The sequence below is a fragment of the Luteibacter sp. P4_D7_3 genome (assembly GCF_056401735.1).
In genome coordinates this window covers 1-13792 of sequence record NZ_JBFUIT010000080.1, presented here as the reverse complement: position 1 = coordinate 13792, position 13792 = coordinate 1, and the positions used below count along the sequence as shown (strand labels likewise).

Below are 13792 nucleotides of genomic sequence, written 5' to 3'. Positions count from 1 at the left end.
CCTGCGCCCTGTTCTTCGCGCTGGTGCTCGCGCCGATTTCCGCCTATGCCGGTTTCAACCTGCTCAAGATGATGCGCTACTTCCGCGAAGAGCTGGTCCTGGTCCTGGGCACGAGCTCGTCGGAAAGTGTCTTCCCGCAGCTCACGGCGAAACTCACCAGGCTTGGCGTCAACGAATCGGTGGTGGGCATGGTCCTGCCGACCGCGTACAGCTTCAACCACGACGGCACATGCCTGTACTTCGCTGCCGTGGCCGTGTTCCTCGCCCAGGCCACGGGCACCGCGTTGGGCTGGGAACAGCAACTGGGCCTGCTCGCCATATTGCTGCTCACGTCCAAGGGAGGCGCCGGCGTGTCCGGATCGGCCATCGCCGTCCTGACCCTCACGCTGGCCGCGACCAAGACGATCCCGGTCGGCAGCATCGCCCTGATTCTCGGAATCCACCGGATTCTCTCGGCGATGTTCGTGTTCACCAACATCGCAGGCAATTGCGTCGCCACCGTGGTCGTCGGTAAGTGGGAGAAAGCCGTCGATCACGAAAAACTCAAGCAGGAACTGGATACGGGTTACCAACCCGCCTGATTCCGCCACATCGTTCGAAGTACAAGCCTCGCGAAGTCCCTCGACTCCGCGATCGGGGAGGGATTGCTCAAATGAACCGCAACACTTACATCGCCACCGCTCTATGTAGCCTCGCTGGCGCCATCGCGCCGACGCTGGCATGGGCCCAGAACGTGCCCTCGACCGCGCCAGCGTCGAGTTCGTCGACGGCGGACGTAGCCGAACCGGACTCGACAGGCGGTGCCCAGAAGCCGAAGGAAGCCTCGAAAGGCCCGCTATCGGATGTGGCAGCGTCATTACGCGACAAGGGCATCAAGCTGCGCAGCGCGCTGATCGACCAGTACGCCAACAACACCACCGGCGGCATCTATCAGGGTCATAGCAATGTCGGCCAGTTCAACATCGGCGCCGATTTCGACCTCGACAAGATGGTGGGAATCAGTGGTGGATCGTTCCACTTCACGGTGTATCGCGACTACGGCGAGAGCCTGAACAAATACGTGACCGGCACATTCACCAAGCAGCAGTACATCTACAAGAACGAGTTTTACCGCTGGCATCTTGGCCTGTTCGCCTACGAGCAGAAGCTGCTCGACGACAAGCTCGACATCACCGCCGGTCGCCTGGGCACGACCACGTACTACGGTCATCTGGTCACCAACTGCCAGTTCGAATCGGCCGATACCTGCGGTGAGCCACGTATCCTGGTTTCCGAAGCCGGCTTCAGCCTGCTTCCGTCAGCGACGTGGGGCCTGAACATCAAGGCACGGCCGACACCGCATACGTACATCGAAACCGGCGTTTTCGAGGTCAACCCAACGACATCGGCCAGCAACGGCCTGGATTTCTCGGTCGGTAGCGCCACGGGCGTCACGGTTCCCGTGGAATGGGCGTGGCAGGACGCCGATCCGACGAAAACGCGTTATCCCTTCGAGCTGAAGGTCGGCGGCTTCGTCAGCACGGCGCCCCTCACCGATCCGTACTACAACACCGCGGGACGATCGAAGGCCCTGTTCGGCGGCACGGCGCGCACGATCAACAGCAGTCGCGATGGCGTCTACATCATGGGTGATCGCGTCATCTGGCGGCCGAACGATGCCAGTGCGCAAAGTTTCAATGTGTTCGGCGGCATCGTGCAGCAGCTGGACGAAGCGGAAATCATGCGCCAGCAGATCTATGCGGGCTTCGTTTGGACCGCGCCCTTCGCCAGCCGTCCGACGGACACACTGAATTTCTCCGTCTCCGAGTTCGAGCTGACGCCGCGCGAGCGCGAATTTCTCCGCGATGCACGGGCCAAGAAGGGTGGCCACGGCACGAATGCCGCACACCAGACGGCTTACGAGCTGACATACGGCTGGCGTGTGGCTCGCGGCCTCGAGCTGATGCCGAGCCTGCAATACATCGTGCACCCCGACAACTCGAGTATCACCAACACCGCCATCTTCCCGAAGAACATGTTCGTCTACGGCGTGAGCCTCAAGATGGACCTGGGCACCATGCTCGGCTTCGACAAGACCGCCGGCGGCGACTGACCCTCCTCTACGAACGGATCCCCTCATGAGCAAGAAAACCGCATTGGTCGTCAGCGCRCACTCGGCTGACTTCGTCTGGCGCGCCGGCGGCGCGATCGCCCTGCACGCCGCGGCCGGCTGGGATATCACCGTTGTCTGCCTGTCGTATGGCGAACGCGGCGAATCGGCCAAGCTGTGGCGCAAGCCCGGCATGACACTGGACAAGGTGAAGTCGGAGCGCCAGGTCGAGGCCGAGAACGCTGCGAAGCACCTCGGCGTCGCCGATATCCAGTTCTGGGACCTCGGCGATTACCCGATCACACTGACTAACGACTCACTGTTCCGGCTCGCCGACCTCTATCGCTCCGTGCGGCCCAACTGGGTCATGACCCACTCCAGGAAGGACCCGTACAACGCCGACCACGTCGCGGTCAGCGCGTTCGCCCAGGAGGCCCGTATTGTCGCCCAGGCGCACGGCCACGCCCCCGAGACGCCGGTGATCGGCGCCCCGCAGGTCTACCTCTTCGAGCCGCACCAGCCCGAACAGTGCGGTTGGAAGCCGGACACGATCCTCAACATCACCGATGCGTGGGACAGGAAGCGTGCGGCGATCGAGTGCATGCAAGGCCAGGAACACCTGTGGGAGTACTACACACGCGTGGCGCTGCAGCGCGGCGTACAGGGCGGTCGCAATTCCGGCACGCCGATGACGTACGGCGAGGCTTATGAATCGGTGTTCCCGGCGGTGGCGAGCGCGTTGGGCTAACATCGTTTTCTGGACGCGACTCTCGGGTGATGAATGTCTCGCGAAGACTGGTATCGAAACGTCGACTGGAATGATGGCATCGCGGCAGCGTTCGAGGAGAAGCTGTCGCGAGCACGCCACAAGAGCGATTACCTGAGGATCCAGGCCTGCAGCCTTACCGACAGGCATCCGCGAGTAGCGCTTGCCCTGTTGGATCGGTATTTCGCACTCGGTGAGCACTTCGATGATGCTCAGGCATATGTCGACCGAGCGACATCCTACCTCGCCCTTGGCGATGTCAATCTCGCCATCCAAGCTTACGAGGCGGCCCTGGCCAGAGAGGCGACTTATCCGCAGATGAAAACCTGCGCTTACTCGGACCTCCCTTACCTGATTGCCACCCTGGGTCTGGAGAGCCATTTCGATCGCGCAATGGAAGTTCTGGAACTCTCGAGCGGGCGCCTCATGTTTCCTGTCGATCGTTTCAAGCACCACGCTACTCGCGCGATCATTCTTGCCCGGCGCCATAGTCCGGAATGCCGAGCGCAGGCACTAGCAGCTCTMGAGGCCGCGACGATCGATCACTCGGGATTCCAGTACCACCCAAACATAGGGCTCGTATCTGAGAAGCATGCTCTATCCCTCTCTCTGCTTGCCAAGATAGTAGGTCTCCACTAGTCACAGGTAGCTCAGCCACCACGTTTTGTGAGTGGCCCGGTACCGCGCGTAGCGGCTTGCGATCGGATAGAGCACGACCAGCACCGCGAGCCACACGGCATACGTGCCGGCTAAGGACAACCCCCATCCATCGGCGCGAAGCCGCGACTGATCGCTCAACGTGCCGATGAAGTGCGCCGCGGGCACGCCGTAGAACTGCGCGATGATCACCGCGAACGTATGCGCCAGATACAGGTGCAGCAGGTACGACAGCATCGGCGTGCGGCCGAAGGCAAGGAAGGGTTTCAGCAACCATGCCGGCGCACGGCCCAAGGCGAGGCCGAGCAGCGTGGAGATTCCCAGGGTGACCAGAACATAGTCCAGCGAGGGTGGGTACTTCGCCACCAACATGACTGCCAACGGTGTCAGCGATCGATCAGTGGGAACCGTCCAGGGATGCGGGTCGCCATAGACGTTCGGCAGGCGAAGCACGAAGAACAGAAGCAACATGCCGATGGCCAGCAGCGCGAGCGTCCGGGTTCGCCGCGATGGCTCCATCAGATAGATCCCGCCGATGCCGTAACCCACGCACATGATCCCGAACCATGGCAGCACCGGGTAGGCAATGAAGCCGAACGGCAGCGGACCCGGCTGCATCAGCAGGTGCCATGGCAGCCCCCACACGCCGAGCGTGCCGGCATCCACGCCATCGAACAGGTTGTGCCCGGCGACCAGGGCGATGCCAATCCCCAGCGCCACGCGGCGCGGCAGATGCACCACGGCGGACATCAGCACCATGCTCAGGCCGATCGCATAGATCACCTGCAGGAAGACGGCGGGACGAAAGTCGAAACCCAGGTCGACGAAAGTGACTTCGAGGAACATCAACCAGAGGCCGCGCGTGAGCAGGAACCGCGAGAGCGGCCAGCCCGTCTTCCCTCGATGGGCCTGGAGGAAGATCGAAACACCCGACAGGAGAACGAAGGTCGGCGCACAGAGGTGCGTCACCCAGCGCGTCAGAAACAACGCCACCGACGTCTTGTCCAGATCCAGCGGATCGAACAGGAAGGCCTGGCGGTTGACGAAGTCGCGCGTATGGTCGAGCACCATCAGTGCGATGACGAGGCCACGTAGTGCGTCGATGAAGTCCAGGCGAGGCAGCGGCGCCGTTGAGGCCGCGGTTGCGTTCGAAGCGTGCGGTTCCACCATCGCCAGTCACCCCGGAATCCAGACCCAACCTGACCGTTGTAGCGCCTTCGACCCGCGAGGTGAATCGGAGGAATGGCATAGGCCGCCGTCTATGGCGCAGCAAACCGCTGACGGTAAGCGCCCGGACTGGTGCCCAGCTTGCGCCGGAAGTGATGTCGCAGGGTGGTCGCCGTACCGAGCCCGGTCTGGCCGGCGATCAGGTCGATCGATAACGCCGAGCTCTCCAGCAACTCGCGCGCCCGATCGACTCGAAGCGTCGTCAGCCAGTCCGCCGGCGTGGTTCCCGTCGAAGCCTTGAAGCGACGGATGAAGGATCGCTCGCTCATCGCCGCCATGGCGGCGAGCGTGGCCAGCGGCAGGTCGTCGGCAAGGCGGCGACGCATCGCGTCCATCACAGGGCCCAGCAGGTCGCGTTCGCGCTGGGCCACGGGGCGCTCGACGTACTGGGCCTGGCCGCCGTCCCGATGCGGTGGAATGACCAGGCGCCTCGCTACGTGATTGGCGATGGCCGGGCCGCGGTCACGCCGGATGAGGTGCAGACAGAGGTCGAGACCCGCGGCGCTGCCCGCCGAGGTGAGCAACTGACCCTCGTCGACATAAAGCACATCCGGATCCACCTCGATGGCGGGATAACGAAGGCGCATCGCCTCCGCGTAACGCCAGTGCGTCGTGGCACGCCTGCCGTCCAGCAACCCTGTGGCGGCGAGAACGAACGAACCCGAGCAGATGGAGAGAAGCCGCGCCCCACGTGCATGGGCACGCTGAAGCGCGTCCACGACGGCTAAGGGCACGGACTCGTCAACGCCCTTCCAGCCCGGCACGATGATCGTCCCCGCCTCCGCGAGCCGATCCAGATTCCCGTCGGGCTGAAGGCGGGTGCCGTACTGGCCCCGGACCTCGCCCTGCTCCGCAGCGCAGGTCTCAAAGCGATACCAGTCCTCGCCCAGTTCCGGCCGCGCCATGCCGAACACCTCGGCGGCACTGGCGAACTCGAACATGCACAGCCCCTCGTAGACCAGGGCCACGACGAGCGCATTGGGCGGCGCAAAAGGTATTGGCATGATCTGATCGCATGATGGCGTTCACGCCACTATGCCGCGCTTGCGCCATCGGGACAATGGCTTGCACACCCACCGCACGAGAGCACTGCCATGTCGAACGCCGTCACCCGCGTCCCCGCCGCCCCATCGGACCTCGCCATCGCCCATTTCGAGTCGAAGCTCAGCTTCGAAACCGACTGCTGGGATACGCACGACGCGCTTGCCCTCGATGATCCTGGCTTCGTGCTGCTCGATGTCCGCAGCCCGGCCCTGTTCGCCCAGGGCCACGTTCCCGGCGCGATCAACCTGCCCCACGGCAAGATCATCGCCTCACGCATGGCATCGTGGCCCACGTCGACGCTCTTCGTAACCTACTGCGCGGGTCCTCACTGCAACGGCGCGGCCCGTGGCGCGGCGAAGCTGGCCCGCCTGGGTCGTCCGGTGAAAATCATGGCTGGAGGCATGACCGGGTGGCTCGACGAAGGTTTCGAACTCGCGGTTGCATCCACAGCAGCCCCTGCTCCGTATCAAGTCACCTGAATGGAACGCGCACGCGTTGACACGGATGGCACGCAGCTTGCCTCTACTATCCCACGCTACTTTCAACCTCCGTTGCCGAGAATGGACATTCGGCTCGGCTGATACAGGTCATGTTGTGGGGATGGGATCAACTTTGATGATTTTTCAGCAGGACGCCCGCGTACCTCGCGCAAGGCTGTGCCTGGCGTTGTTTCTGGCCCTGCATGGGCCCGCGGCCTGGGCCGCGGTACCGCCCGAACGCGATGCACTCATGGCAAAAGTGCGTCAGGAACGTGACCAGGGTCATCGCGTGGATGCACTGGCACAGGTCCAGGCGATCCTCGCCCGGTGGCCGGACGACCGCGAAGCACAGGCGCTAAACGTCACTTTGTTGACGGAAATCGGCGCAACGACGCGCGCCAGGGAACTGGCGTCGACCCTACAGCCACCGCAGAGTGCTGCGGACAGTGCGCGTCTCGACGCCGATCACGTGGCCCGGGAAACCCGGTGGGCCGAGGGTTCGCCGGCCGATCCGCGTGCACCGTACGCCGAAGCCGATCGCGCGGTCGTCGATGCACGACGACTCGCGGACGACCCCCTCCTTCCCGCCGACATGCGCCTTCGCGAACAGTTCGACCTCATCGTGGCGCTGGATCAGGCAGGACTCATGGACGAAGCCGTGCAGCGCTACGACGCCCTGCACAAGCAAGGGGTGACGCTACCCGCTTACGCCGAGCGCAACGCGGCCGACGCCCTTCTCGCCAAGCGCCGCCCGGCCGAGGCCGCACAGGTTTATGAAGACAGCATCGCCAGGGATCCCGGTCCGTACGACGCCGCCGATCTCGATCCGCGCATCGGACTCATGTACGCGTACCTGGAGTCGGGACAGACCGGCAAGGCGTTCACCACCATCGACAATCTGGCGGCGAAGGAACAGCCCTGGGTCCGTGTTCCCGGCATTCGCCTGCCCATCCAGAACCCGCGCAAGTTCGACGCCGAATCGGCCGCCATCTCGGCACGCAGCATCGTGGATATGCAAGCCGACGCGTATGCGCGCATCGTGCCGCTCAGCCGCGAGGCACCGGCCGATTCGGACATCCGTCGCCAACTGGGCATGGTGGAACTGGCACGCGGCTGGCCCCGCCGCGCCCAGGACGACCTTGCCATTGCTGATACCCTGAATCCGCGGGATGTCGATTCCTACCTCGACGCCGCGGAAACGAAACGCGCCCTGCACGATTACGAAGGCATCGACGACGATCTGGCCGAGGCCAAGGTGCTCGGCAGTCGCACTGACCGCGTCGACCGTGCCATCCAGTCGTGGGATCGCGAGCGCGGCTGGCAGTTCGACATCAGCCAGGAGAACGGCAAGGGCTCCAGCCCCGACTTCGGCGACCGCGACAGCGCCACCCTGGCGACGATCGAAAGTCCGCTGATCGACGACCACTGGCGCGTCGTCGCGCTGGGGCGCTATTCGACCGCCGACCTGCCGGAAGGCGACGTCCGCCGGACGCGGTTCGGCTTCGGCGTGCGTGGCTACGCACGTGGCCTCGAAGCCTATGTGCAGGCGTTGCCCGCCGCGGACAGGTACGTGGGCAAGACCGCCCTGGAAGCCGGCGTAAACTGGGCGATAACCGACCACTGGGCGATCGCCACCGACTTCAGCACGGCCGGCGAAGACACGCCGTTGCGCGCGCAGTACTACGGTATCTCCGCGAAGACCCTCGAAACGGCCGTGACATGGCGGGCGAGCGAACTCACGCAGGCGCGACTGGGTGTGGCCCGCGACAATTTCAGCGACGGCAACAAACGCACGAGCTGGCTGGCTGCCTTCATCCAACGCGTTTACACCGCGCCCAACCTCGCCCTCGACGGCGGCGTGGAAGTGGGCGGCTCGTTGAACACGCAGACCGATCGTCCTTATTTCAACCCGCGCCGCGACAACAGCTACGCGCTCACTGGCCGGCTGGAAAACCTGCTCGGCCAGTTCTACGAACGCCAGGTCACCCAGCGTATCGACGTCGCCGTCGGCGAGTACGACGAGCAGGGTTATGCCAGCGACTGGATGGCCAGCGTGCGCTACGGCCAGATCTTCCAGCCACGCGCGGGCATCCGCCTTGGCTGGGGAATCGGCTGGCACAACCAACCCTACGATGGCCGCCGCGAACATCGCGTCGTCCTCGACCTGACCCTGCACTGGGGAGAATGAGAGTCATGCGTTCGCTGTTGTTCCTGCTAGCCCTGCTCGGGCTCGCGCTTCCCACGTTCGCGCAGACCGTCGCTCCGGCGCGGCCCACGCTGATCGTGCTCGCCTATCACGACGTTCGCGACGATGTCGGCCTGCAGGCCGACCGCGATCCCGATGCGACCAGCACCGATCACCTGATCTCGCACTTCGACTGGCTCAAGGCCAGCGGCTACAACATCGTCAGCCTGCAGCAGGTCGTCGATGCCAGCCACGGCGGTGCCAGGCTTCCCCCGAACGCCGTGCTGCTCACCTTCGACGACGGCCTGGAGAGTTTCTACACCCGCGTCTATCCCCTGCTACGCGCTTATAACTATCCCGCCGTCGCCGCCATCGTCGGCTCCTGGATGGACATGCCTGCCGGCAAGCGTATGCCTTATAACGGTTCCGACTGCGATCGCGACTGCTTCCTCACCTGGGACCAGGTGAGCGAGATGCACAAGGGCGGCCTGGTCGAATTCGCCTCGCACTCCTGGGGTATGCACGAAGGAACCGAAGGCAATCCGCAAGGCAACCTGTTGCCCGCCGCCGCCTCGCTGCGTTACGACGACAAAGCCCACGTGTACGAAGACGAAGCGCAGTACCGCGCTCGCGTCGGCGCCGATCTCCAGCACAGTGCGGACGAAATCGCCGAGCACACGGGTGTTCGTCCGCGCGCCGTCGCATGGCCTTACGGCGCCTATACCCGTGTGGGTCGCGCCGTGGCCGCGGAACACGGCATGCCGGTGACCTTCAGCCTCGGCGACCGACTGCCCACCCTCGAGGTCGGCAAGACCATTCCTCGCCTGCTGGTCAGCGGCAATATCACCGCGAACCGCCTGGGCTGGCTGATGCGCCATCTCGATCGTGTCGAACCCACGCGTGCCGTGCAGGTAGACCTCGATTACGTGTACGACCCCGACCCGGCCCAGCAGGATCGCAACCTCTCGAAGCTGCTCGATCGTATCAAGCGCCTGCACCCGAGCCAGGTCTGGTTGCAGGCCTATGCGGACCCGGACGGCGATGGCGTCGCCGATGCGGTGTATTTCCCGAATCGCCACCTGCCGATGCGCGCGGACCTTTTCTCCCGCGTGTCATGGCAGTTGCGCACCCGCGCCGGCGTGCGCGTGTACGCCTGGATGCCCGTCCTCGCCTTCCGTTTTCCGGACGGCAAGGACCTGCCGTCGCTCGCCGGCGAACCCAAGCCCGGCGGCGACCATTATCGCCTTGCGCCGTACGACCCGAAGGTGCGCGCCATGATCGGCGACGTCTATGAAGACCTCGCCATGCATGCCGATGCCGCAGGCGTGCTGTTTTCCGATGATGCCTATATCCGCGACACCGACAACCTCGGCCCGTGGGCGAAGAACACCCCGGCGCAGAATACGCAGGCGCTCATCGATTTCACGCTCGAGCTCTCCGAACGCATGCAGAAGTGGCGCCCGCAATTGCGTACGGCACGCAACCTTTACGCCCGGCCCGTCCTGGAGCCGAATGCGGAAGCCTGGACGGCGCAGAACCTGCCCGCCTTCATCAAGGCCTATGACATGACCGCGGTGATGGCCATGCCGCAGCTCGATCAGCAATCGGACCGCATCGGCTGGTACAAGCACCTTGCCGCCCAAGTCGCGATGGTTCCGAACAGCTTCGAGCGCACCTTGTTCGAATTCGCCACGCAGAACTGGCGTACGCACCAGCCCATCGACGACCGCGACCTTGCCTTACGCATGCGCACCGTGCAGGCCGCGGGTGCGTGGCACATCGGTTACTACCCGGACGACTTCCTCCACGACCATCCTGGCCTGGAAACCATCCGGCCTTTTATTTCGGCATCCGACTATCCCTATCCGGAGCCCATCCGATGAACGGCGGAATTCTCCACATACTGCTGGAATTCGCGTTCTTCTATCCGCTGGTGATGTCGCTGTTCTGGATGACCGGCGGCGTGATCTATTTCATGCGTTGGGAACGTAACGAGCCGGTACGCGTCAAACCGCCCGAGCTGCCGGAATACCCCATGGTCACCCTTGTGGTGCCTTGCCATAACGAAGGCGAGCAGGTACGCGAAACCATCGCCCACCTCGCTTCGCAGCAGTACCCGAACTTCGAAATCATCGCGATCAACGACGGTTCGACCGACGATACGGGTGCCCAGCTCGACCAGTTGCTCGACCAGTACCCGAAGCTGCGCGTCATCCACATGTCGAGCAACCAGGGCAAGGCCATGGGTCTGCGCGCCGCCGCCCTGGCGTCCAACGCGGACTTCCTGGTCTGTGTCGACGGCGATGCCCTGCTCGACGACTACGCCACTCACTGGCTGCTGTCGCACTTGCTCGATAGTCCCCGCGTCGCCGCGGTCACCGGCAATCCGCGCATCCGCAATCGCTCCACCCTGCTGGGCAAACTGCAGGTGGGCGAGTTCTCGTCCATCATCGGCCTGATCAAGCGTGCGCAGCGCGTCTATGGACGCATCTTCACGATCTCGGGCGTGATCGCCGCGTTCCGCAAGAGCGCGTTGCACGACGTCGGTTACTGGAACACCGACATGGTCACCGAGGATATCGACGTGAGCTGGCGGCTGCAGATGCGCCACTGGGAAATCCGCTACGAACCGAATGCCCTGTGCTGGATCCTCATGCCGGAGACGATCCGCGGCCTGTGGAAGCAGCGCCTGCGCTGGGCCCAGGGTGGCTCCGAAGTGCTGCTGCGTTACACGAAGAAGCTGTTCGCCTGGCGTCAGCGTCGCATGTGGCCGGTCGCCATCGAATACGTGATGAGCCTTGTCTGGTCGTACACCATGGCGATCATCGTCACGCTGTGGGTGCTCGGGCTGTTCATCGAGCTGCCGCCCTCGTTGTATATCGAAACGCTGCTGCCGCAGTGGCACGGTGTGGTGCTCGGCGCGATCTGCCTGCTGCAGTTTCTGATCAGCCTGCTGGTCGACCGTCGCTATGAAACGCGCATCGGCCGGAACTACTACTGGATGATCTGGTACCCGCTGGTGTACTGGATCCTTAACACGGCGACCTCCATCGTTGCGATGCCCAAAGCCTTGATGAAGCGCAAGGGCACGCGTGCGGTGTGGGTCAGCCCGGACCGGGGACTGCGATGAAAGCCGAAGCCATCCTGATCCAGCGCCCCGAGCGCCAGTCCTCGGTACAGAAAGCCGTGTTCAGCGTGGTCACCGTCATCGCGTGGCTGTTCTGGGCATTTCTCTGGCTGCCGCTGATCACCCTCGGTGCCTGGGCCTTCGGCGTGCGCAACGCCTGGTTGCAGCTCTACGTCCTGCAACCCTCCCACAAGGAAGGCGACCTCAATGTGGTGCTGATCGCCGCCGTCATCTGCGCGCTCATATTCACCACATGGTCGGGCTACAACCGTGCGCGGTTCTCCGGCAGACAGAAACGTCGTGGAAACGATCCTGTCGGCATTGAAGCGACGGCGCGCGTGATCGGCGCGAGCACCGAAGACGCCGTGAGTATCCAGGCGCACCGCCGTGCCGTGGTGAGTGTGAGTGACGCCGGCTACATGACGGTCGACGAAGTCCGCTAGACCAAGGCGAATACGCCAAACCCGGGATCGGAAGAAATCCACTCCCGGTCAACTCGCCAGCCACCGGCGGCGGCAAGGCGCGCAAACGACGCCGGTGTGAACTTGTGCGAGTTCTCCGTGTGGATGGACTCGCCGGCGGCGAAGCCGAAGCGTTGGCCTGCCACCGTCACCTGCTGCGCTACGCGGCTCACCAGGTGCATCTCGATGCGCTCACGTTCCGCGTTCCACACCGCGCGATGCTCGAAGGCCTGCGGATCGAAGTCCCCACCCAGCTCACGGTTGATGCGTACMAGCACGTTGCGATTGAACGCCGCAGTCACACCCTCGGCATCGTCGTAGGCCGCGACCAGCGTATCCACCGGCTTGACCTGGTCGGCGCCAACGATGAAGTGCGCCTTGGGGCCCAGCCTCTCGCGCACCGACCGCAATAGCGCGATCGCCTCATCCGGCACGAAATTGCCGATCGTCGAACCCGGAAAGAACGCCACCACTGGCCTGCCGGCAAGGGCGCCAGGCACGTCGATGGCGCGGGTGAAATCACCGACCACCGGGTACACCTCCAGCGCCGGATACGCGGAGCGCAGCCGCTCTACCGCCCCGTTGAGGGCATCCACGCTGATGTCGACCGGGACGTAAGCCGAAATCTGTGGCGCCGCGTCGAGAAGTACACGCGTCTTGTCACTCGCGCCGCTACCCAGTTCGAGCAGCACGGCGCCATCCGGAATGGTTGCCGCCAGTGCCGGTGCGATGTCGTGCAACAACGCCGTTTCGGTGCGCGTCGGGTAATACTCGGGCGTGACGCAGATGGCTTCGAACAAGGCCGATCCAGCGGCGTCGTAGAAGTACTTCGGCGAGAACGCCTTCGGCGATGCCGACAAACCTGCGAGCGTGTCACGCAGGAAGGTCAGGCGATCGTCGTCCGGAGAACTGCCGACATCGCGCGCCAGGCGCAGGCCGGAAAACATCCAGCGCTGGCCCGGACGATAGAAATTCCGGTAAGACGGCCGGACGTGATGCGGCGGCGTCACGCTGGCGCCACCCCGCAACACCATCTGGCCACTCATGAACTTGCCGTTGTATTCACCGACGGCATCATCCGTCGCACGGAAACCTGGATACGGCGAATAGGCGCTGGTGGTCCACTGCCAGGCGACATCCGAAACCTGGTCCAGATCGGTACGCGTGCGAACGGCGTGCTCCCACTCGGCTTCGGTCGGCAGGCGTGCGCCGGCCCAGCGGGCGAAGGCTTCCGCCTCGTAATAGCTAATGTGCGTTACCGCGGCATCGGGGTCGACCGGTTTCCAGCCACCCGGCGTCATATGCGACCAGACATCACCCTCGCGACGCCAGTACAGCGGTGCCTCCCAGCCCTCCTCCTGACGTTGTGACCAACCGTCGGAGAGCCAGAGGTCCGCCCGGCGATAGCCTCCCAGCGCCATGAAGGCGAGCCACTGCCCGTTGGTCACGAGACGATCGGAGATTTCGAACGGTTCCAGCCACACCGTATGGCGAGGCCCTTCGTTGTCGAACGCGAAGTGCTCGTCCACGACGCCGATGCGTACCGGACCACCGCCGATGCGACGGAAGCGGCCGCTGGGGCCGGGTGCCTCTGTCGGGCATGCCGGAGCGAGCGCCGGCTTGAGCGGCGACTGGGCGAACAGGTGCTGCACGTCCATCACCAGCAATTCCTGGTGCTGTTCCTCGTGGGCGAAGCCAAGGCGCAGCAACGCCTCCAGTTCCGCCGAGGGCATCTCCCGCAGGAAGGCACGCATGTG

At 64.1% G+C, this 13792-nt stretch carries 12 protein-coding genes; 9 read left to right on the top strand and 3 right to left on the bottom strand.

Annotation, left to right across the window (positions count from 1 at the left end; translation table 11 throughout):
• The 4 genes from AC1DSN_RS09795 to AC1DSN_RS09780 form a co-directional block, all read left to right on the top strand.
• Positions 1–581 (top strand): cation:dicarboxylate symporter family transporter (locus AC1DSN_RS09795; protein WP_477330498.1); only part of this gene is annotated, 581 nt, incomplete at its 5' end.
• Positions 582–652: 71 nt separating this feature from the next.
• On the top strand, positions 653–2092 hold the full coding sequence (locus AC1DSN_RS09790; protein ID WP_477297527.1) for a carbohydrate porin: 1440 nt from the start codon (positions 653–655) through the stop codon (positions 2090–2092).
• A gap of 25 nt (positions 2093–2117) precedes the next feature.
• On the top strand, positions 2118–2837 hold the full coding sequence (locus AC1DSN_RS09785; RefSeq protein ID WP_477297529.1) for a PIG-L deacetylase family protein: 720 nt from the start codon (positions 2118–2120) through the stop codon (positions 2835–2837).
• A 33-nt stretch (positions 2838–2870) separates the two neighbouring features.
• Complete coding sequence (locus AC1DSN_RS09780; protein WP_477330496.1) at positions 2871–3494, top strand: hypothetical protein; 624 nt, start codon at positions 2871–2873, stop codon at positions 3492–3494.
• Here AC1DSN_RS09780 and AC1DSN_RS09775 read toward each other — a convergent pair whose 3' ends face one another.
• Both AC1DSN_RS09775 and ftrA read right to left on the bottom strand, forming a co-directional pair.
• Positions 3495–4682, bottom strand: coding sequence for an acetyltransferase domain-containing protein (locus AC1DSN_RS09775; protein WP_477297069.1), 1188 nt, complete (start codon positions 4680–4682; stop codon positions 3495–3497).
• Between the two features lie 89 nt (positions 4683–4771).
• A complete protein-coding gene (ftrA, locus tag AC1DSN_RS09770) occupies positions 4772–5743 on the bottom strand; it encodes a transcriptional regulator FtrA (RefSeq protein WP_477297068.1) in 972 nt (323 codons plus the stop codon).
• A 90-nt stretch (positions 5744–5833) separates the two neighbouring features.
• On the opposite strand from ftrA, the gene AC1DSN_RS09765 reads away from it, so the two are divergent.
• The 5 genes from AC1DSN_RS09765 (at position 5834) to pgaD (ending at position 12017) form a co-directional block, all read left to right on the top strand.
• Complete coding sequence (locus AC1DSN_RS09765; RefSeq protein ID WP_477297067.1) at positions 5834–6262, top strand: rhodanese-like domain-containing protein; 429 nt, start codon at positions 5834–5836, stop codon at positions 6260–6262.
• Positions 6263–6398: 136 nt separating this feature from the next.
• Positions 6399–8450: a poly-beta-1,6 N-acetyl-D-glucosamine export porin PgaA gene (pgaA, locus tag AC1DSN_RS09760; protein WP_477297065.1), complete on the top strand. Its 2052-nt coding sequence runs from the start codon at positions 6399–6401 to the stop codon at positions 8448–8450.
• A gap of 5 nt (positions 8451–8455) precedes the next feature.
• Positions 8456–10330, top strand: coding sequence for a poly-beta-1,6-N-acetyl-D-glucosamine N-deacetylase PgaB (gene pgaB, locus AC1DSN_RS09755; RefSeq protein WP_477330494.1), 1875 nt, complete (start codon positions 8456–8458; stop codon positions 10328–10330).
• On the top strand, positions 10327–11577 hold the full coding sequence (pgaC, locus tag AC1DSN_RS09750; protein ID WP_477298562.1) for a poly-beta-1,6-N-acetyl-D-glucosamine synthase: 1251 nt from the start codon (positions 10327–10329) through the stop codon (positions 11575–11577). Before pgaB ends, pgaC begins: the two co-directional genes overlap by 4 nt.
• Positions 11574–12017, top strand: coding sequence for a poly-beta-1,6-N-acetyl-D-glucosamine biosynthesis protein PgaD (pgaD, locus tag AC1DSN_RS09745; protein ID WP_477298560.1), 444 nt, complete (start codon positions 11574–11576; stop codon positions 12015–12017). Before pgaC ends, pgaD begins: the two co-directional genes overlap by 4 nt.
• Here the strand turns inward: pgaD and egtD are convergent.
• On the bottom strand, positions 12014–13792 hold a 1779-nt coding region (egtD, locus tag AC1DSN_RS09740), incomplete at its 5' end, for an L-histidine N(alpha)-methyltransferase (RefSeq protein WP_477330492.1). The two genes, pgaD and egtD, sit on opposite strands and share 4 nt — an antisense overlap.